We start from the raw sequence: 20,699 nt of genomic DNA on the forward strand, positions 1-20,699 counted from the left end.
CAATGAAATGGACCAATTGTTATGACCGATCAGTTGCCAGCCAAGAGCAATGACGACAGAAACTGGGAAGCAATGGACAGCGGTGTTATTCGCCACGCCATCAATCCTGCCCAACTGGGATCGGCAGAGATTTCGCCGTCTGGAAATTTCGAAGCGGGCAGCTATGCATGTTTCACACTGACCTACACCGCCGGAACGTTTGGCATTGATGATTCCGGTAGTCTGCGCATCTGCTTCCGCTTTGCATCAGATCAGGGCAATCCGCAATTTGACCATCCGGAAGCGGCAAATTACTGCACCGTGACCGCCTCAAACGGCGCACTGCTTCAGTTGCGCTGGGACCCGAAAGGCAATGTGCGTCCATGGGACCGGACCTTGTGGATAAAAGTCGTGAAGGGATTTCTTCAGGAAGGCGACCAGATCGTCATCAGATTTGGCGTCACGGACTTTGGCGGCCCAGGAATGCGCCTGCAGACATTTTGCGAAGATACGTTCGAATTTCGTGTGTTGGCCGACCCTGTCGCAACGTTCAACTTCCAGCCCCTGCCCGTCCAGCCAACCATAGCCATTGTGCCGGGCAAGCCGGAACGTTTCGTCGCTGTCCTGCCAACGCTCTGCCGACCCGGCGAACCATTTTCACTTAAAATCAAAGGCGAGGATAAATGGGGTAATCCATCCAATCAGTGCGATGGCACTGTGACACTGGAGCGTGAAACCGATGCGCAGATCAAAGGCCTTCCCGAAACCGCCCGTTTCACAAAAGGCGATTACGCGCTCATCATTCCCCAACTGAGCCTGTCAGAGGCCGGTCACACGTCGATACTTGTCAAAGACGCAGAAGGCACCGCAATTGCGCGGACGAACCCGCTGATCGTGGAACAGCGCGATCTGGTGCATTTCTGGGGCGATATGCATGGACAATCGGAAGAGACGATTGGCACGGGAAGCGCACGAGACTATTTCGCATTTGCCAGAGACCGCGCTTTTGTGGATACCTGCGGTCATCAGGGCAATGACTTCCAGATCAGTGACGGGTTCTGGAGCGAGTTGAACCGGATTACTGCAGAGTTCGATGCTCCCGGTTCATTTGTTGCATTGCCGGGCTACGAATGGTCTGGCAATACATCTTTGGGCGGTGATAGAAACGTCTATTTCCCCAATGAAAACCGCACCATTCGCCGCTCTTCCCATGCATTGATCGAAGATCAGACAACTGCTGACACGGATTGCACAACTGCCAAAGACCTGTTCGAGGCCTTTGCAGACAATCAGGAATTTGATGTCGTATGCTACGCCCATTGCGGCGGACGCTATGCGGATATCGGGTATGCCCATGATGGCCGTTTCGAACGGTCAGTGGAGGTTCATTCATCTTGGGGCAGCTTTGAATGGCTGCTTCAGGATGCCTTCAAACTGGGATACCGGGTTGGTGTCGTCACCAATTCAGATGGCCATAAAGGTCGCCCCGGCGCCAGTTATCCGGGCGCTGGAAAATTCGGCGCAATTGGCGGGCTGACATGTTTCATCACGCCTGAACTCTCCCGCGAGGCCCTGCTGGATTGCATGCGCATGCGCCGCCATTACGGCACCACCGGCGGCGATTCAGGCCGCATGATCATTGACGTAACAGCAACTTTCGACGCACCTGGAATCCTTTATCACGACGACCCGGCCCTCTTTGAAACCAAAGGTGTTTCGACCAATTCCGCTATGATGGGTGACATCGTCCATCTGCCCCGGGGCAATATCAACCTTGCCGTATCAGTTGCAGCCCGTTCGCCAATCACCCGCATCGATATCTTCAATGGTCTGAACCTTGTGGAAAGCTTCAGACCTTATTCCGAAGCTGATCTGGGAACGCGTCTGAGGCTGCACTGGGAGGGCGCTGAATATCGCGGGCGGTTCCGGGAAGTCATCTGGGATGGAACTGCAAAAGTAGCAGGCAACACGATCAAGAGCAGCCAGCCTGTCAACTTCCTCAACCGGGACAAGATATTGGAGCAGCAGGGTGATACGGACCTCAGTTGGCGCGCGCTGACGACCGGAAATTTTGGTGGCGTCGATATCGTGATGTCGGACCGGGACGCCGGATCCCTTTCCATCAAGACGCCATTGGTGGAGCGGGAAATCGCAATTGCTGATATCGGGTATGAAGATACAATTTTCGACGCATCAGGCGAATTACCGCGTTTCATGAAAGTCTATCGACTGCCTGATACAAACCCGCATGTGTCTTGTTCATTCGACCGCACGCTTGCGCTCAAATCGAACGGTGATAATCCATTTTACATCAGGGTTGAGCTGGAAGACGGAACCCGGGCGTGGACAAGCCCGATTTATGTATTTCGCTAAATCCGCAACCCAACGTATCAATTGTATCAATTTGCCCGCCCTCCGATACAATTGAAACGTAGCAAAACGCACTCCTGATATGTCTCCCCGCCATGTTGTCGCTATTGGCAATCCTGCCACCCCAGACATGAACGGAGATAGACATGAAAAAGATAGTCTTTGCAGCTCTTGCTGTTCTGGCAGCGGCGGCGATTTCATCAACTCTTCCAGCTGTATCCGCGGGCATGAACCGAACTGTGGAATGTGATGATGGAACCATATTCAAATTCGGCGATGACGCGATAAGCGGTGAGGTAGCCTGTGCCTATAATGGCGGCGTAAAGCCAGAATCACCAGTCAAAGCCCGGGAGGCAAAAATGGAAAACACCCCTCCTGCCCCCATCAAACCCGCGCGTGCCTCGGTGCAAAACACGACACGTGAGGGCGTACCCGATGAAACATTTGACAGTAAGAACAAAGCTGTTGCCTGGACGGCAGGTTGCTATGCAGAATTTGGGCCCGGCGCAAGCGACCCCGACGCAGCGTTGCTGGAAAAGTGCCTGGGCAATTAACCACCCGCTACTTTCCCGGTAGCAAATTATCTGAATGGGCCAGACAACCCTGTGATTGATCCGTCAATCGCGGGGTTCCCTTTTTGAGCCGGGCTTTTGTTACTCAATTCCGGCTTTTGTCACTCAATCCCGGCTTTTGTCACTCAATCAAAGACATATCCGATGCCCCGCACTGTGCGGATGGTTTCAGGCTTCTCGGGATTGGATTCAATCTTTCGCCGCAGCCTGGAAATGCGCAGATCAATAGATCGGTCAAAGGGTTCCCACCCCCGATCATGCGCTTGTTCCAGAAGCTGATCGCGATTGAGGACACGGCCCCGATTTTCAGCGAACACACGCAACAGACTGAATTCCATAGCCGTCAGCGCAATTTCACTGTCGTCTGCTGCAAAAAGTTTTGCTGCATCCAGATCAAGACGGCAGGTTCCAAAAGGAATTGTGCCTTTCATCCTTGCCCTGGCACTCTGTTCAACTGAATTGGTGTTCTGACGCCGCAGTGACGCTTTTATGCGAGCTTCCAGCTCGCGCAAGTCAACCGGCTTTCCGACATAATCATCAGCGCCCATTTCCAGCCCGACAACCCGGTCGATAACCTCGCTGGCAGCTGTCAGCATGATAACCGGAACATTGGAATCAATCCTCAATTCCCGAAGAACGGTCAGCCCATCGGCGCCCGGCATATTGACATCCAGAATAATCAAATCCGGCGCGCTTGATTGCAAAACTGTCTTCAGTTCGGCACCGTTTCCAGCTTCAGTAACAGCGTAACCTCGTTCGCCGAGATACTCCGCAACCATCTCTCGAAGATGGATTTCATCGTCACAGACGAGAATTTGTTTGCCAGCATCATTCATCAGCTTACCGAACCCTTCCCGGCGATTATTTCGTTGATTTTCCGGATCAATTCTCCTGCGACAATCGGTTTTTCAAGATACGGCTGATTGCTCTCCTCAAAGAACGCCGTGCTTTTGCTGCTCATGGAGTCTCCAGTAATGAAAAGAACGCATTTGGCCAGATGTGGCATCTGATCCGTCAACAGCCCATAAAAGCCCGCACCATCAATGCCGGGCATCTTGAAATCGCTTATGATCAGGTCGAACGGCTCGCTTTGAAGTCGCTTCAGTGCATCTTCAGCGCTAATGGTTTGCGTCGTTTCATATCCAACTTCCGCCAATATATCGTGGATAAGCTCACCAATATCCGGCTCATCGTCAACAACAAGAACACGCAGATTTTTCGACTGGTTCAAAATGGCGGGCGCTTCGATGACGACCTCCGCGTCTGACTTGAAGACGTCAAGACGCACGAAGAAAACAGTGCCGCGGCCCGGCACAGATTTCAGGTCCAGAACACCGCCATGTGTCGCGATGATCCGATGGCAAAATGCCAGGCCAACACCTGTTCCGTCTCCCACGTCTTTTGTTGTGAAAAAGGGTTCGAATATACGCGCCCGTATGTCTTTGGGTATCCCCGCGCCATTGTCGCGAATTTCGACAACCACCTGTTCTTTATCAGGGTCCTGGTAAGAGCGTATGGTCAGGTTTCCACCCTCGCCTAGTGCCGCAACAGCGTGTTCAGCATTCACAATCAGATTTGTGAAGACCTGAACAAGTTGATCTGGATCGCCTGAAACCGCTGGAAGATGCGGGTCAAGATCGATGGAAATTTTGACACCATTGGCACGCAGCCCATAGCCCGCCACTTCCAAAGCAATCGTCGCGAGTTCATTGAGCGGACAGGTCTCGATTTTTGCAGGGCGCTGCCGCGCCATTGCCAGAAATGTTTTCACAATTCTGGCGCTTCTTTCAGCAGCCTGGGCAATCCGGTCAACGCGCTTTTCCAGAACCGGATCCTTGACCTTTCCCTGAAGCATTTGGGCATAACCCACCACGATTGACAGGGGATTGTTCAATTCATGGGCGACACCCGCCAGCAGTTCACCGAGGGCGGACAGTTTTTCATTTTGATGACTGATTTCCCGTTGGCGTTCCAGTTCTTCTTCAGCACGGTGTTGTTCTGTGACATCCGTGCAAGAGACCAGAAATCCGCCAAGGCCCGTCTTGTGCGATGACGTCAGCAGAAAACGACCATCGGCCAGTGCAAGCGGAACACGCTTTGAATAATTGCGCAGCGCATGGATCATCTGCGTTTCAAATTCCTGGGCATTCATGTCATCGGGCAGCATGTAAAACCCGGCATTCATGAGACGCAGCATCAGATCATGTGCGCTTTCGCCCATATCCGGCAGGCGATTATCAGAAAAGAAAATCTCGTACCAGCGCTTGTTGGCCATCACGAATTTCAAATCGTGATCGAACAGCACAAGCGCCTCATCAAGCGATTGAATTGCATCGGTAACAGCATCCAGCGTCTTTGCTTCGGCTTCCTTGAGGCCAGTGATATCAGTCACCACAACCACACGGCCCTTATCCTGGGTATCAGCACGCTCAACCAGATAATGATGCCCATCCAGCATACTGACTTCCATGGGCCGCAACGACATGCGCTGCACTTCCAGAGCCTCCGCAAAGGCCGCCACAGCCCTGCCATTTGTCGGCTTGCCATTTACCGTCGCCATTTTGGGCGCAAGAATGTTCACCCGTTCTTCAGGTGACAGTTCCAAAAGCTCTACCGCAGAGCGCTGAAACGGCCCCGCAAATGCATCATTACAATGAGAAAAACGGCCATCTTCCCGCTCAATGGCAACACCAACCGGCAGACGTGCAACCGCATCTGCAAACAGGCGCTCGGTGCGGCGTTGTTCCGTGACATCATTCAAGGTCAACAACCGGCCACCGAACGAGGTTTCGTAAATGCTACCAACGATTTCGCTGTTGTGATTGTTGGGAACCAAAAAGCCTTTGGCTGAATCCCGGATTTGCGCATCCAGAAAATCAAGTAAATCTGTTTTTGACAGTCCGGGCATCGTTGGAAAAAGCCCGGTATCAACAGCTGCGCTGTGGATGTCCCGCATTTTTTGACCTGCCAGCAAAACGTTGTTGTTGGGGTCACCAATTTCCCGAAACTTCTGATTGGCAAAGACAAGCCGCTCGCTATCGTCAACAAGGGCCACGCCGAAATCAACCGCTTCAATAGCGTCACTCAGCATTTCACGCGCCCACGCCTCGGCAGTACGCTGATGTGTAATATCCAGAACCGTGGCAACAATTCCGCCATCAGCCAGCTTGCCCAGCGTAATTTCCCTTTGCGTCCCGTCAGCAACCTTGATCTCGACCTTCAGCGTCCTTTGTTCATCAAGCGTGGCGAGAAGGCCTTCCATACCGCCCTCGGGAGCACGGACCATGGATATGTATCCTCCGGCGAGTGCCGGCTCGATAATATCCGACATATGTGTGCCAGGTTTCAAATTCCTGCGATGGGGACCAAGCATGTCCGCATAGCGGCTATTCGACAGCACGAAACGATGTTCTTCATCATACAGAACGAACCCCTCTTCCAGCGCCTCAACCGCATCACGCAATCGGGCATTGGCCTTGTCCCGTTCGCCGCGCAATGTGAAAGCGTCAGTCAGATCGGTTGTCGAGGACACGATGACATCTTCATCCTGATAGCGGATCAAACGCGCGGAAACCTGAGACGGAAACATCTCGCCCTTCGCGTTGCGCCCCTCAACGAACATGTCGTCAACCCGCCCGTCCCGCTCCAATGAAGCGAGATAAGTTGTTCTATCAACCGGGTTGGTCCAATGGCTTTTGGCGCTAATCTGCTCGCCAAACAGATCTTTCGACGCGACAGAACGGTAAAGCACCTCTCCTGTTGCTGCCCGGGACATGAGAAAATTTGCCGGGCAGGCTTCAATAACGGTACGCAACAATTCGCCTGATCGACGTTCCGCCTCCTCCACTTTGCGACGCTCGGTTATGTCCATAACGGTGACCAGAAATCCGCCCTGATGGGTTTTTCTGGAAGAGGCAGATATCACCCGACCGTCGGCGCGCTGGAATTCAACGCCACTCTTCAGCATGCGGACGGCATCAAGCGTTGAGCCAACAACATCGTTCAATTCGGTCCCATCAGGAAACACAAATGCCCCGGAAGCGAATTGCCGACGGGCAATGGCATCGGACCCCTCGCCCTTTTTTGGAACCGCGACATCAGGCGCACAAGCAAGATAAAGATATTTTTGATTGCACAGGACGAATTGCAGCCGGGCATCAAACAGAGCAACTCCTTCTTCAAGTGCCCCAATCACCTCCTGCAGGAAGTCGAGGGAGTCCTGTGTGGTTTGTGCGCTCTGGTCCATATGATCCGCATGCGACATGCGTTTTGCCCGATTTCAACAATAACACTTCAGAATTGCTAACACCTCATAGCGATGTTTGACCATGTTCTTTGATCATGATCGGCAGCCCCGCATACAGTAAGCCCTGTTCCTGTATCCGCAGCATGGCTTCCTTTGTATCAATTGTAACAATGTAGCCCTGTATCCCGGGTGGGCTGATACAATTGAAACCATACATCCGCTTGCCTGACCAATTACCGAAACGCTGTACTGTCAAATTGCCCCCGTTTTCAACGGTAAAAAATGGGCGACAAGATGCACCGACACCTCCAGACCAGTTTCTCCAATCTGGGTCAGGAAGCCATCAGCCTGATCGTATTTCTGACGGTTTGTGCGGTGGCGCTGGCTTTTTCCGCTTTCAACAGCTGGACAATGACACCCTTGCGGCTTTTGACAATCATCAGCTCACTGGGGTTGGCGCTGACAATGGGTATGACACTGCTTCAGCAAAATGCATTTCTGAACGAACCCAAAATGCTCGTGTTCATTGCATTGGCGGTTGGTTTTGCTGTTGTCGCAACTTTTACAGGATCAGCATTGATCATATGGCTTTTGTTTGCATTCCAGTGCTTCATGGCATGGCTGTTACTGTGGTTCAGCATCGCATTCGAAAATACCGTGCTGTTCTAAGATGCTGTGCGAAGCATCAAAGTTCAGATTTGTCGAAAGAGCCATTTACGAACAAGGGTTTTCAAACGTTTTCACAACAAAAATCGCGCCGGCTCTGCAAGAGCTGGAACGCGAACGGCAAGCCATCAATAACCGGACCGGAAAATGGATCGAAATCATCCTTGCAGTGACGGTCACCCTTTCAGTTGCCGCCACAATCTATGTCCATGTCGCCTTGGCACTCTTTCCACTGTTCTGGGGCTGCGGCGTCCAGAATCAATTGAATAAAATCGAGTATCTTCAATTTGCTTATCTCGGCATTAGTTTGTTCAGGAAATACGAGAACGCCTATTTTCAGTATCACTCTGCATGATTGATGATGAATTTTGGGATGGGCACAGAGACAAAATTTTGTGGTTCTTTCATCGCCCAGGGACGCAGCGTTGGTGGGAAGAACACAGGCCTGGTTTCAGCAAATCGTTCCGCGAATACCTCGAAAGCACCTCACAAGGTGATATGATCGAACAAAAGGGCCGATACATCTGAAGGCTGCGACTCCAAGAAGAATATTGATGTTGAACAAGTGCGTCACTTAGCGCTCTGTGCCGCCAATCATTGGTGCTGGAATTAATGTGTCATGCACCCATTTTTTAACTGAACCGCCATGTTGCGAAGGCTAAAGCGGTGTTGCAAAAACGATGGTTTTTGCAACGTCATGCTGTATTCAGTGATTGAACTTTTGCTTTAATAGAAAAATAAATCGAAATAACACAGCCTTATGAATATTCATTTCCAATCTGCCCATCCTGAAGACCCTCATTATATTTCCAGAAGCGTTTGGTTGCGAGCGGCTGTTTTAGGTGCAAATGACGGCATTGTGTCCATATCTTCGCTTATAGTTGGCGTTGCGGCAGCAGAGAGCAGTTCGGGTTCAATACTGATTGCAGGGCTTGCTGGGCTTGTTGCAGGTGCGATGTCGATGGCGGCTGGTGAGTATGTCTCGGTATCATCGCAATCTGATATTGAAACCGCTGATATAGAGCGCGAAAAAGAGTTTCTCGAGACGAATAGCAAAGCCGAATTTGCCGAACTTATTGAGATTTATGAATTGCGAGGATTAACACGGACAACTGCTGAATTGGTCGCACACGAACTTACTGGTGATGACCCGTTACGAGCGCATGTTCGGGATGAGCTAGGTCTGTCGGAAATCCACGCCGCCAATCCCATTCAAGCCGCTTTTGCATCAGCTTTGACATTCAGCCTAGCTGGTTCAATTCCATTGTTGGCGGCATATCTTGCTGCCGCAGATACCATTATTGTTTCCGTTCTGATTGCGACTTTGATTGCGCTCGCTGTTTTGGGTGCGACGGGAGCCAAGTTAGGAGGCGCACCCATAATTCCTGCTTCAATTCGTGTTCTTGTTTGGGGAAGCGCTGCAATGGCTGTGACCGCAGGTGTCGGTTGGCTATTTGGAGTTGCAGTCGCATAATTGGATGTATGGAATTTGTTGCAAAAAGAATGCTTTTTGCAACGCGCTGTTATTAAGCAGTTCCGCGTGGCGCGAACAAAATAATGACGGCAGCTGACAAAGCCAGAACGACTCCAATAATATCCCATTTGTCAGGTGTTTGTCCTTCAACCCACCAAAGCCAGAACAACGACGCAGAAATATAGACTCCACCATAGGCCGCATACGCGCGCCCTGCATGGCTGCTGGGAGCAAGCGTCAAGAGCCACGCAAAAGCAATTAAAGCTCCGATGCCAGGAACAATCCACCAAATGGATTTTCCCATTTTCAGCCATGCCCAAAAAGCAAAGCAACCAGCTATTTCGGCGAAAGCTGCCGCTGCATAAATAGCTGATATGGATAAAAATTGGTTCATAAATGAAAATTACCGTAATTTTCGAATGGAAATACTGTATGAGTTTATCTGGATTAATCGCAAAAACCATCCATTTTGTAACGGCCCGATATCTGACCAGCGCTAGATACCGCCACTCGATGCTGCAGCAATTGATAGGTCCTAAACTCACGTCTTGATGCTCGATGGCCGAGTTGCGGACAAAGTTGCCTTTAGTTAAAGCAAAGCCATTTTCACGCGTCCTTTGGCAGAATTAATCCCACGCACCCTTTTTGCACCGGCTGGCGACCAATCTCCGATAGGTCGAAATGCTTCACAAAAGGCCATCAAACTTCTATGAAGAGCCTTCTTCCACCGGGTAGGAAAATGAACATGGGCATGAATGCAATTGGCGCTGGCAAGACAGCGGTCATTACCGGAGGAGCGGCTGGTATCGGTCTTGCTGCGGCGCAGCTTTTCGCCAGGAACGGAATGAATGTTGTTCTGGTTGATGTGCGCGAGCAGCTCTTTCAAGCCGCTGAGGCTTTGCTTCGTGCCGATGGTGCTCCAAACGTGATGACACGGCAAATTGACGTCTCGGATCTGGCGGCGGTCAAGACGCTTGAAGCTGAAGTCGTTGATCTTTTCGGCGGCGTGGATGTGTTGATGTGTAATGCTGGAACCCAACCGGGCAGTGATATCTTTGATAATTCGAAGACTTGGGAGCAGGTTCTATCAGTCAATCTTGGCGGCGTTGTAAATTTTTGCCAAACCATTGTGCCGGGCATGATGTCACGTGGGCAAGACGGCTTGGTTATCAACACAGGGTCGAAGCAAGGCATAACAACGCCCCCCGGCGACCCGGCTTACAATGTCTCAAAAGCAGGCGTGAAAGTCTTCACCGAAGCGCTGCAACATCACCTGAGAGAGAGCAGGTCCAAGGTGACAGCACATCTGTTGGTTCCGGGCTTTGTTTTCACTGATTTGACACGCCATGGCCGAACCGAGAAGCCAGAAAGTGCCTGGACACCGGAACAAACCGCCGATTTCATGATGGAAAGTCTGCGGAATGACGATTTCTATATCATCTGCCCCGACAATGACGTCAGCCGGGCTGCAGACGAAAAGCGGATGGCCTGGGCCATGGGTGACATCATCGAAAACCGGCCGCCGCTCTCTCGGTGGCACAAGGATTGGGCCGGTTCTTTTGACGAATTCTCCAAAAGAAACTAACTCGACTTCTCGTTATTGCGTGATGTCAAATGTCAGAAGTCCATGCCGGTGCTGAGTGTAGCACTGGCAGATTGACGGGCTACGCACACGGCCTGAGAGCGAGCGCTAAACCCGTCCTGCTGCATCCAGAGTCAATTGAACAGAGTCGAGTATCTTTCCAGCAATCTGGGGGAACCTGACCAATTGCGCCGCCTCGAAACCACGAAAATTCGTGCAAAAACAAAGGACCCCGTCGCAGCCTTTCTGGAAACTCATGTCTATACGGTCTGCGATCTGATCCAGAGGGAGTTCCGCCATCTGTCGACTGCTATCAAGCCCGAAACAGCTCCCGTAACCGACTGAAAAACCTTCACTTTCAAAATTTTGAACAATCGCATCGTGAACCTTTGGTGTGAAAGGTGTGACCAACCCCAGCGAGCCAAAATTGAGGGTTTTCAGTTCCGCCAGGGTAAGCAAAGTTGTGCTGGTCACCGCCACGCCCGTCCGTTGCTCAGCCTCTGCACACCAGAGCCGTTCCCGCTCAATACCAAGCCAAGCACCGGCGGTTCCTGCAAATATGATCTGACTGACTTGTGCTTCGAGCAATTGATCGATCGCCTGATCAACCATTTCCGCATCAAACTGTTTTTTGGAACGGTTACCTAGATCGACCGTGGTGACCGGCAGTCTGGCAATATGAATGCCAATATCCTTTCGGAAGGAACCAGCCCTGCCGTGCAGCATATCCTCGATGACCAAATTGGACGAGGGAATGATTAATCCGACACGCTTCACGCAATATCCTTTTCAACCGGGCATTCCGGGATTCAAACCACACAATCCATTGTCAGATTATGGAACTGCGCGACGCGATGCCGCCATCAATGGTGATAATTGTGCCGGATGTGTAACCGGCCCTGTCTGAAGCCAAAAACAGCATCTGATCGGTGATTTCAGCGACATGCGCTGGACGTCCTAACGGGTATTTGTCCTGAAGTTCCTTGTAGCGCCCCTCATCGCCGAGCCATTCCTTGGCGCGATGTTTGAGCAATTTGTAAATGCGGTCGGTGTCGACGGGGCCAGGATTGATCCCCACAACCCGGATATTGTCATCCAGACTTGGTCCGCCCAAAGCCCGCGTAAAGGCCATGAGACAGGCATTGCCCGATGTGCCGGCAATATAGTTCGCGTCATACCGCTCACCGGCATTGCCGATATTGTTGAGAATGACGCCGCCGCCCCTGGCTTTCATTTTGGTATAATACAAGCGGCACATATCGATATAGCCAAGAACCTTCAGCTCCCAGCCCTTGCGCCATGTTTCGCCATCAATGCTGAACAGATCCCCGCCCGGAATAACACCGGCATTGTTCACAAGAATATCAACATCGCCGACATCGGCAGCCAGCCGCTCTGCGGCTTCCGGTTCTGTCAGATCGGTCGCATGAGCAATTGCAGAAACCCCAAACTCCTCGCGAAGCCGCTTGGCCAGGGCTTCCAGCACATCGCCGCGACGCGCTGCCAGATGAAGGTTCACGCCCTCTTGCGCAAACCCAACGGCCAGGCCTTCGCCAATTCCCTGCGAGGCCCCTGTAATCAATGCGGTTCGTCCGGTTAAGTTCAGATCCATAAGATGCCCTTCTCCACAGTCTTCGTTCTGTTTGGGGTCGTCATTCTGTTTGGTTGCCTAATCCGTGAACATTTTACACATATTAAGTGCAAAACTTACGAATATCGATCAAATTCAATACCTAAATTGGTATTTTGGTATTTATCACTTGTCAATTTTAAAATTTAGGTGAACCATAACGGCGCACATAACGCTTTCAAAATATCAAAAATAAATTCAGGTATTGAGAACTCCTTGGAGAAAGAGGTTGAATATGGTCTGGCACATTGGAAGAAAATCAATTCAAACACTTTTTGCAGCGTCCTTTGCATTGGCGCTGACACCGGCTATCGCGGAAGACTTTCCCGCTGAGCCGATTACAATCATCGTAAACTGGCCCGCAGGCGGCGGTCAGGACACATCAGCAAGACTGATTGCCGAATGGGCTTCGAAGAAAGCCGACGTTCCCATTGTTGTTTCAAACGTAACGGGCGCAGGTGGTGCAAATGGCATTCGTCACGCAGCCGAAGCAGACCCCACCGGCTATACAATCGGTATTATGGGATCCAGTTTTGTCGCCCGGGGATATCTGAACGCCAATGCAACCCCTATTGGTGACGTGTCCCCGCTGGTCTTTTTCGGCCCTGACCCCGGAGCGCTTGAAGTGCGTGCCGATGCAGGGATCAGCAGCGTAGAGGAATACATCGCCAAGCTGAAAGCTGAACCCGGCAGCATCATAAACGGCAATGATGCACCTGGTGGCTCATCGCATATTGTCGCTTCGGTTTTTGAAAGCACCTTTGGCGTCGAAATGACAAAAGTTCCGTATCAGGGCTATGCGCCAACCGTCGCGGCCATCATCTCCGGCGAAGTACAGTCGGCAACATTGCCGGTTCATCAATTGGTGGATCAGCACAAAGCCGGAGACGTCAAGATATTGGCAGTGGCAGCCGAAGCCCGGCATTTCCTCGTTCCCGATGTTCCGACATTCAAGGAACTGGGCTTCGACTTCGTGGCTGGTGACTGGCGCGCACTGTTTGCACCCAATGGCGTTCCTGAAGACCGTATGGCCTATCTGGAAACGCTCTTCATGGAAACCATGTCCGATCCGGCCTTTCAGGAAGCGGCTCAAAAAGCAGGTTTCATGGTGACACCCATGCCAGCAGATGCAACCAAAGACTGGATTCTGGCGCATGACGAAGCTGTCTATCCAATTTTGCTCGAGGCCGGTCTGGTAAAAGCAAACATGAAGTAATCTGTATCTATCGGCCCGGGCGGTTTCTTTTCTCCCGGGCCGCTTCACCTGAGCGGAGCATGCATGCAAACAGATTCAGTAACGGATGAGACAACAGACACCGGCCCCCTTTTTGAGACCAGTAATTTTGCGTCCGACATTGCAGTAGCTGCATTTTTCCTCATCTGGGCCATTGTCGGCTGGACGTCGTTGTTGAGCGACGAAAACCTGTTCAGCGATCTGTATGCAGGCGCGGACCCTGGCCCCACATTACTGCCGATTATCGTGCTGTCTGTGCTGTCTCTCGGGGCAGCCGCTCTTGCAGCAGGCGCATTTTTAAGCCGCAGATCTGCGGCGAAATCATCCCATCCAGCCCAACGTCTGCCGAAAGGCTTCAAACTGGCACTGGCCCTGTTTGCCTCCATCGCCAGCTTTCCGTTTTTCATGACGCATATCGGTTATCTGCCCACCACCTTTATCTTTGTATGTGTGTGGGCCTTCGGCCTGACACATGACCCAATGCGCGCACCGTTTCGTAATGGCATGATCGCGGCATTGGCGGCAGGCCTCACAACACTGCTCATCTATGCTTGCTTCGACCTCTTGATCGGCGTGCGGTTTCCGTGATGCTTGGTGATTTCCGTGTTTGATGTCTTTTTCGCTTCGATCGCCCATATCGGCACGTCACCGGCTCTGATCGGCCTGTCGCTGACCAGCGTTCTGATCGGCATCATACTTGGCGCGTTGCCGGGTGTCAGTTCCACAATGGCGCTCGCAATATTGCTGCCCTTCAGCTACGCCATGCCGCCGGAATCTGCCATTATATTTCTCATTGGCATTTTCTCTGCCAGCGTTTTCGGTGGTTCAATTTCAGCAATCCTGATCAATATTCCAGGCACGCCCGGCGCAATTGTGACCCAGTTTGACGGATATCCGATGGCACGGTCGGGACGCGCTGGAGAAGCGCTGAGCTATGCATTGCTGGCCTCGACAATCGGCGGGCTGCTTGGCCTTTTGGTGCTGTCAGTCGTTGCCCCACTGATTGCAGCTGCTGCCATTCAGTTTCGCAGCCCCGAATTTGCCATGGCCGCCGTCTTTGGCTTGACCATGCTGGCCTATGCATCTCCCGGTTCAACATTCAAAGGTGTGCTTGTTGGCTGTATCGGTCTCCTTATTGGCATGGTCGGGTTTGACAAGCTGACAGATGCACCGCGTTTTGATTTTGGAACAAAGGTTCTGCAGAACGGCATTGATATCGTGCCGCTGACCGTTGGAATTTTCGGCTTCTCAGAAGTTCTGATCAATATTTCCGACAGAAGCAAAGGCATCGAACGGCTGCCAAGCTTCGGCCGTATCCTGCCGCCGATCGCGAAAATTCTCAGGCTCGGCACAACCATGTTCAGAGGCTCCATGATTGGTGCTTTCATCGGTGCAATTCCGGCGGCCGGATCCGCCATTGCCGTGGCGCTTGCCTACACGCAGGAGCAGCGGTTTTCCAAGGAACCGGAGACATTTGGCAAAGGCGCGCCTGCCGGTATCGTTGCGCCGGAAGCTGCCAACAATGCCTGCGTTGCCGGAGCATTGATCCCCATGATGACCCTTGGCGTACCGGGCGACACAATGACGGCGGTGTTGATGGGTGCCCTGCTGCTACACGGCATGCGGCCCGGCCCGCTTCTGTTTGCAGAACACCCGGAATTTGTCGGAACCGTTTATGGGTCCCTGTTTTTTGCCATCGGCCTGACGTTGATTTTCGGCTTTGTCGCGATTGCCCTGATTGTCCAACTCATGAAAATGCCGAGGCACATTCTCATGCTGGTGATTGCCGTGCTATGCGTCTGCGGTGCATTTGCTGTGCGCAACACCATGAGCGATGTCTATGTGATGATGTTCTTTGGCGCGGTCGGCTATTGCCTGCACATGCTGAAATTACCCGCTGCCCCCATTGCCTTTGGCCTCATACTTGGCCCATTGCTTGAAGAAAATATCCGCCGCAGTCTGATCATCAGCCGCGGTTCATGGTCAGTCTTTCTGGAGCGACCCATTTCTCTCATTTTGGTGCTGTTGTCAGCAGCAGCCCTGCTCTATCCTGTCTTCGACTGGTGGCGCAAACGCGCCAAACAATGAAGTGCGTTATCTCATGGAAACAATTTCACTTTCTGCAAAAATCGCTCAACAGCTTGAGTCAGAAGTTCTGTCGGGCCACCGCGCCCTCGGAGAACGTCTGGATGAGCGTGAGCTTGCCGAGCAGTTCAACGCTTCACGCACACCCGTGCGCGAAGCATTGCAACGCCTCGCCGCCACAGGTCTTGTTCAGATCAATGGTAGGCACGGCACACATATTGCCAGATTGACATTGACCCAATTGCTGGATGGCTTTCGCGTTATCAGCGAGCTGGAGGCCATTGCTGCCGAACAGGCCGCAGGCCGGATTACGGCAAAACAGCTGGCAACATTGTGGGAATACCAATCAAGTTGCGAATCGGCCCACGCCGACCATGATGTTGACGCCTTCTGCCGGGCCAATGATTTGCTGCATTCAGCTATACTGGATGCATCCGGAAACAGCATGTTGCAGGAACAGATGCGCGTAGGCCGAGTCCTGTCACCCTATCGACGCCACATCACCCATCAGCCTGGCCGAATTGCAACCTCCATTGAGGAGCACAGCGCCTTCCTCACAGCCATAGGCGCAGGTGATGGCACAATAGCGGCCCAACACATGCGCAGCCACGTGAACGCGCTGGCAAATGGCCTGTCAGATTTCCTGTATTTCCTCGATCAGACTGGACGCAGCCAGATCCTTGCCTAAATCAGTCTTCAATTTGGAAGGTCGGCTGGCTCTGAACCGTTAATCGGCTTGAAATGGCGAGCTAATCATTCCCAAACATCTAGTCCACCAGCGTTGAATTACGATGGACATCTTACTTCCCTTTTCAGGCACCTGATTGCAGAATGTAATGTCTCAAAAATCGATTTGGATGGAAATCAAAGATGGCCTTAATCGACAGGATAAACGCCAACGTAGAAAAACACGCGCTGGCCGCACAAGCCAGCCAATATGACCGCACTGTGGCCATCACCGCAATTGCGCGTGCACGTGCCCTCATTGAAGAAGTTGGTGCAAATTCTAACAACGGGAACTTTGGTGCCGAACTTCATTCAGCACTTGTCGAGTTGCATTCAAATTATAATGATCCAGATGGTATTTACACGAATGGCAAAGGCGTTTTAGGCAGCCTCATTGGTGATATTGAAATTGAATTGAACAACACCACGCTATGATTGATGCAATGACCTAAACCTGCCACGAAATTTCTGTGTCTTATCATCTAGTGATGACGCAGATTCCTGAATCGGGACTATTGCCGAGATGGATAAATTCCCTGGAATGCGATGCAATATAGTAGTGTGAGACTGGGCGGACCTGCGTATTTCTCTATATCGCCTTTGGCTGCATTAACGACATCAGAACCTGCGGAACTGCCTATTCTGCGAGGTGACAATCCTGGCCCTTCACCTCTGTGAATCGGAACGCGTCCCCGGAGATCTGGCAGACCGAATGTTGTGCGCCCATCTCCGCCATACATTGTCCCATATAGAGAAAACAACGCATCATTCGTTGATATAGCCACCAATTGTCCGTTTGCTTCGGCCCAACCCCGTGGGCAGAAATTGCTGCCCGTAATCATGACCTGGCCGAGGAAAGGCTCCGCTTTGGCCCCGGTACAAGAAACAAATATGGATGCCGTGATTGCACCAACCATCAATACCTTCTGGCGAAGTTTCAAAATGACCATGCCTGCACCGAATTTCCCAACCTTTGGGCGACTAAAACGCGGTCCACCTGACTTCACAGTACCAGAGTGAGCTCTGCCAATTTTCATAGTACGCTCCAACTTCAACTCCTCGATGGGAAAGTGCCCGACAAGGCAATGCAATAAGTCATTGCAAGATGCGGTGTGCCTATCTGCATTTTGTCTGCACCACGGGCAACCATACTGGTTTCATGACCGTATCTTTGCCCCAAGCTATTACGGTGTCGTAAATGCGATGGAGCCCGGCCGCGTAAATCCGGCAGGGCAAAAGTTGTCCGTCCATCGCCACCATAGTTAGTTCCATAAAGTGAAAACAGCGCAGTATTCTGAGCTATACTTATCACTTGCCCATCCGCTTGCGCCCAGCCTCTTGGACAGAAATCAAATCCCACCAATATGACCTCACCAATCTGTGGATCGAACAAATCACCTGAAAAACTGTCATCTGCTGGCAACGAAATAACAGTTTGAGCTGCAGTCGTTGGCCAGAAACCGGCAATACCAGTCGCGTCGCTAAACAGTTGCAGCTGATTAATTGCAAAAGATGCAACCGGTGCACCAATACTTTTCTGGATATCTCTGACTTGTGGAAACTGGATGCCCAAAGCAAGCAATCCGGCAAATATCATCACCGAAACAGATGCAACCCGTCCACCAATCGCTCGCGATGAAAGAAACCCCAGTTTCGATAGCAACCAAATGGAAACAAGCAAAAACAAGGCAACGCCAAGCGCAACCCCGATGAAGGCATCAGAGAGTTCAATCGCACTCTCGAAAAGACCAAACACAACACCCGGCAGAAACGCAGCAAGTACCAAAGCAAGCAAACAAAACGCAATCGTAATGATGCCCCACCCGGCTTTGCCAGAACGGGATGCACCACCGCCGGATGTATATTTTGGCTCAACAACTGAAGGGGATTCACGCCGCCTTGCCGTATCGTTTTCGCCAAATGAAGAGGTGGACTCCACCGTCATTTGAGCGACACTAAACAACTCGGTTTTGGGCTCAACCTCCTGCATCAAACTGACATGCAGATTGATGTTGCCATCTGCAGGCATCACTACATTGCGCGTGCCTGCTGGTGTCTGAACGGTAAGAACATAATCCCCGCGTTTGGCAAATATACCTTCCACATCAGGACGGATGGCGACGACATGGGCGGGGTGCAGTTTTTCATCTGCCGGCATTCTAACTGTGGTGGTTTTCTGCGGTCGACTCATTAACCAAATATGGCGGCATTTCTGAAAAAGGTCAAAGCATCTGGACCGCGGACTCCATGCTCAGCGGAACCGTCTGCACTCGGTATATGCGCAAAATATTCCGCGACTGCGACACAATCAGAATAATGAGTTGGAATGTCGATACCGTGAAGCAATTGAAGCTCCGGCAGAGTTCAATCCAAAGGCGCAATTTGCCTCGCAACCTTGCCATATCTTATGAGAGCACGTCACCAGGAGCCGGAAGCCAGATCGTCGGCAGCAATCCGATAATGGGTCTGGAAAACCTCACCGGCACACAGTGGAATACTGGTTGGCACGCCCTGTTGCGCGATGGGGTTATCGCCGGTGGCAATGGCTGCCCCGAGGTCAAAGGCTGAACAGACGGGCTCCAGACCCAGCGCAGTATGACGACCCAGCCATGGGGCTTGTTGCCGGCCACAATTGCTGTACCAAATAACAAGGCTGGGGAAATGCTCGGCATTCCAACTCAGCGTGGCGCGATAGCCACCAGCATGATTGTCGAGGGAGACGCGCCCCTCTTCAACACCGATAAGCTGAAGTAAGTCCTCTCCAGCCTCTTCAAAGGGGACGCGGCTTGCATCCATCGCGTCTCCCTTGTGAGATGGCGCATCCGTTAGGTGTGTGAAGACTGCATTGGGCGCAAAGATATCTCCTCCCGGCTCCAATGATCCGGGATAGCTGCGAATCTGCTTGGCATGCGGGGGCATGATGCTTGCTGAGCACACTATGGATGGCAAAGCGAAAGTCGGGTGCAAACCAAGCGGCAATTGACAGTTTGCACGTGGTGTAATGCGCAGGAGGAGATTTACAGCTGTTGCGTCAGGATCGGGTATGACATCACGCTCAACACGGGCGATGGGATGATCATCAGGGTAATCAAGTGAAAGGCAAAGTCGATCATCGCCCGCAGCTTGCCAATTCCATTTGCAATTGGAGCTTTCGCCATGTGGCGGAGGATTGACTGGCAACGGCACGCTCCGCCCCATGGATGCGGCCCATTCGGGCGCTAAATTCTCCGGCTCATCTGCGCCAAAAGGAACGCACGGCCATTCGCCGCGAAGACGGTGCAAAATTGGCGGTAATTCTGCCAGTTCAACATCACTGATCGTGCCATCGTCTGCCCAGGGAGCAATATGCAGTGGTTCAACGTTTCGGCCACTTGGCAGATTAAACCGAATTGGTGCGAGCATGGCACCCAAACGCTGGACCGTTAGCGATCCATGTGCCCAACGCAGTGTACGCGCTTCATCCATGAGGCGTCAGAACTTGCCAAATTCGAGATATGCATCAACTGGATCTGTGCCTGACAGAATAGCTGCACGCACCTTGTCCTCAGCGCTGATCACCTCTTCAACTTCGGTGATCACCTCCTCCACAATACCTTGCGGGATGATCACGACACCGTCAAAATCGGCAATCACAAAATCACCCCGTTCAATCAGCACATCACCGATGGTAATCGGTTGATCAATCCCGTCGGGCACCCATTTTGCAACGATATCGCGTGGGGTCCGAAACCGGCAAAACACCGGAAAGCCAATCGAGCGAATGAAACTGTTATCACGTGATCCGCCATCAACAATATAGCCCAGAACTCCCCGTACTTTCAGCGTTTCCGCTGACAATTCCCCCATCAGCGCCAGGCGCTCCGAGTTCGGTTGACAGAGCACAACATGGCCAGCTGGAGCACTGGACAGAAACTGGACCCATGGCAGCAGATAGTCGACCTTTTCATCCTGCCGATTGGCATCAAACGCAACACCCTTGAGCGTAGAAATCGGACCGGCAACACGGGTCTCGTTATCAAGCCCGACAATGGAATGGGGCAGCACGCAGTTTTCAAGCCCCCGCGCGCGCATGACATCATAGACAGCGCCGCTATAGCAGGCATTCAAACGCTCGGTCAGCTTGGCAATATCCATA

General features: G+C 52.0%; 19 protein-coding genes. 10 read left to right on the top strand and 9 right to left on the bottom strand.

All coding sequences use genetic code 11. The annotated features are described in order from the left end of the window. Nucleotides 1–21: 21 nt before the first annotated feature. Both RAL91_RS15585 and RAL91_RS15590 read left to right on the top strand, forming a co-directional pair. Nucleotides 22–2,352, top strand: coding sequence for a DUF3604 domain-containing protein (locus tag RAL91_RS15585; RefSeq protein ID WP_306257168.1), 2,331 nt, complete (start codon nt 22–24; stop codon nt 2,350–2,352). 143 nt (nt 2,353–2,495) lie between these two features. Beyond that, nucleotides 2,496–2,903: a hypothetical protein gene (locus RAL91_RS15590; RefSeq protein ID WP_306257170.1), complete on the top strand. Its 408-nt coding sequence runs from the start codon at nt 2,496–2,498 to the stop codon at nt 2,901–2,903. 143 nt (nt 2,904–3,046) lie between these two features. On the opposite strand, the gene RAL91_RS15595 is transcribed toward RAL91_RS15590, so the two are convergent. Both RAL91_RS15595 and RAL91_RS15600 read right to left on the bottom strand, forming a co-directional pair. Further along, complete coding sequence (locus tag RAL91_RS15595) at nt 3,047–3,757, bottom strand: response regulator (protein ID WP_306257171.1); 711 nt, start codon at nt 3,755–3,757, stop codon at nt 3,047–3,049. Next, complete coding sequence (locus tag RAL91_RS15600) at nt 3,757–7,185, bottom strand: PAS-domain containing protein (protein WP_306257172.1); 3,429 nt, start codon at nt 7,183–7,185, stop codon at nt 3,757–3,759. Before RAL91_RS15600 ends, RAL91_RS15595 begins: the two co-directional genes overlap by 1 nt. Before the next feature lie 276 nt (nt 7,186–7,461). On the opposite strand from RAL91_RS15600, the gene RAL91_RS15605 reads away from it, so the two are divergent. Together RAL91_RS15605 and RAL91_RS15610 are read left to right on the top strand one after the other, a co-directional pair. After that, on the top strand, nt 7,462–7,836 hold the full coding sequence (locus tag RAL91_RS15605; protein ID WP_306257173.1) for a hypothetical protein: 375 nt from the start codon (nt 7,462–7,464) through the stop codon (nt 7,834–7,836). Between the two features lie 757 nt (nt 7,837–8,593). Continuing rightward, nucleotides 8,594–9,307 carry a VIT family protein gene (locus RAL91_RS15610; RefSeq protein WP_306257174.1) on the top strand — a complete coding sequence of 238 codons (714 nt, stop codon included), beginning with the start codon at nt 8,594–8,596 and terminating at the stop codon, nt 9,305–9,307. Nucleotides 9,308–9,359: 52 nt separating this feature from the next. On the opposite strand, the gene RAL91_RS15615 is transcribed toward RAL91_RS15610, so the two are convergent. Then, nucleotides 9,360–9,701, bottom strand: coding sequence for a YnfA family protein (locus RAL91_RS15615; RefSeq protein WP_306257175.1), 342 nt, complete (start codon nt 9,699–9,701; stop codon nt 9,360–9,362). A 351-nt stretch (nt 9,702–10,052) separates the two neighbouring features. On the opposite strand from RAL91_RS15615, the gene RAL91_RS15620 reads away from it, so the two are divergent. Continuing rightward, entirely contained in the window at nt 10,053–10,892 is an 840-nt protein-coding gene (locus RAL91_RS15620; RefSeq protein ID WP_306257176.1) for an SDR family NAD(P)-dependent oxidoreductase, read from the top strand. Nucleotides 10,893–10,997: 105 nt separating this feature from the next. Here RAL91_RS15620 and RAL91_RS15625 read toward each other — a convergent pair whose 3' ends face one another. Together RAL91_RS15625 and RAL91_RS15630 are read right to left on the bottom strand one after the other, a co-directional pair. Continuing rightward, nucleotides 10,998–11,666 (bottom strand): hypothetical protein, encoded by a 669-nt coding sequence (locus RAL91_RS15625; protein ID WP_306257177.1) that lies wholly within the window; start codon nt 11,664–11,666, stop codon nt 10,998–11,000. A gap of 52 nt (nt 11,667–11,718) precedes the next feature. After that, on the bottom strand, nt 11,719–12,501 hold the full coding sequence (locus RAL91_RS15630) for an SDR family oxidoreductase (protein WP_306257179.1): 783 nt from the start codon (nt 12,499–12,501) through the stop codon (nt 11,719–11,721). Nucleotides 12,502–12,754: 253 nt separating this feature from the next. Here RAL91_RS15630 and RAL91_RS15635 point away from each other — a divergent pair, with 253 nt between their 5' ends. The 5 genes from RAL91_RS15635 (at nt 12,755) to RAL91_RS15655 (ending at nt 16,999) form a co-directional block, all read left to right on the top strand. Further along, the gene (locus tag RAL91_RS15635; protein ID WP_306257180.1) at nt 12,755–13,735 is read left to right on the top strand and encodes a tripartite tricarboxylate transporter substrate binding protein; all 981 of its coding nucleotides are present in this window, start codon (nt 12,755–12,757) and stop codon (nt 13,733–13,735) included. A 63-nt stretch (nt 13,736–13,798) separates the two neighbouring features. After that, on the top strand, nt 13,799–14,341 hold the full coding sequence (locus RAL91_RS15640; protein WP_306257181.1) for a tripartite tricarboxylate transporter TctB family protein: 543 nt from the start codon (nt 13,799–13,801) through the stop codon (nt 14,339–14,341). Between the two features lie 15 nt (nt 14,342–14,356). Beyond that, the gene (locus tag RAL91_RS15645; RefSeq protein WP_306257182.1) at nt 14,357–15,841 is read left to right on the top strand and encodes a tripartite tricarboxylate transporter permease; all 1,485 of its coding nucleotides are present in this window, start codon (nt 14,357–14,359) and stop codon (nt 15,839–15,841) included. Nucleotides 15,842–15,854: 13 nt separating this feature from the next. Next, the gene (locus tag RAL91_RS15650) at nt 15,855–16,526 is read left to right on the top strand and encodes a GntR family transcriptional regulator (protein WP_306257184.1); all 672 of its coding nucleotides are present in this window, start codon (nt 15,855–15,857) and stop codon (nt 16,524–16,526) included. Between the two features lie 182 nt (nt 16,527–16,708). Continuing rightward, nucleotides 16,709–16,999, top strand: a complete 291-nt coding sequence (locus RAL91_RS15655; RefSeq protein WP_306257186.1) for a hypothetical protein — start codon at nt 16,709–16,711, stop codon at nt 16,997–16,999. A 77-nt stretch (nt 17,000–17,076) separates the two neighbouring features. Here the strand turns inward: RAL91_RS15655 and RAL91_RS15660 are convergent, their stop codons facing one another. The 4 genes from RAL91_RS15660 to RAL91_RS15675 form a co-directional block, all read right to left on the bottom strand. After that, a complete protein-coding gene (locus RAL91_RS15660) occupies nt 17,077–17,601 on the bottom strand; it encodes a phage tail protein (RefSeq protein ID WP_306257188.1) in 525 nt (174 codons plus the stop codon). Between the two features lie 14 nt (nt 17,602–17,615). Next, the gene (locus tag RAL91_RS15665) at nt 17,616–18,554 is read right to left on the bottom strand and encodes a phage tail protein (protein WP_306262958.1); all 939 of its coding nucleotides are present in this window, start codon (nt 18,552–18,554) and stop codon (nt 17,616–17,618) included. A gap of 428 nt (nt 18,555–18,982) precedes the next feature. Next, nucleotides 18,983–20,029 (bottom strand): hypothetical protein, encoded by a 1,047-nt coding sequence (locus tag RAL91_RS15670; protein ID WP_306257190.1) that lies wholly within the window; start codon nt 20,027–20,029, stop codon nt 18,983–18,985. 6 nt (nt 20,030–20,035) lie between these two features. Beyond that, complete coding sequence (locus RAL91_RS15675) at nt 20,036–20,698, bottom strand: RraA family protein (protein ID WP_306257192.1); 663 nt, start codon at nt 20,696–20,698, stop codon at nt 20,036–20,038. Nucleotide 20,699: the final 1 nt, after the last annotated feature.

Origin of the sequence: Pararhizobium sp. IMCC21322 (assembly GCF_030758295.1) — a bacterium.
Lineage (GTDB): Bacteria > Pseudomonadota > Alphaproteobacteria > Rhizobiales.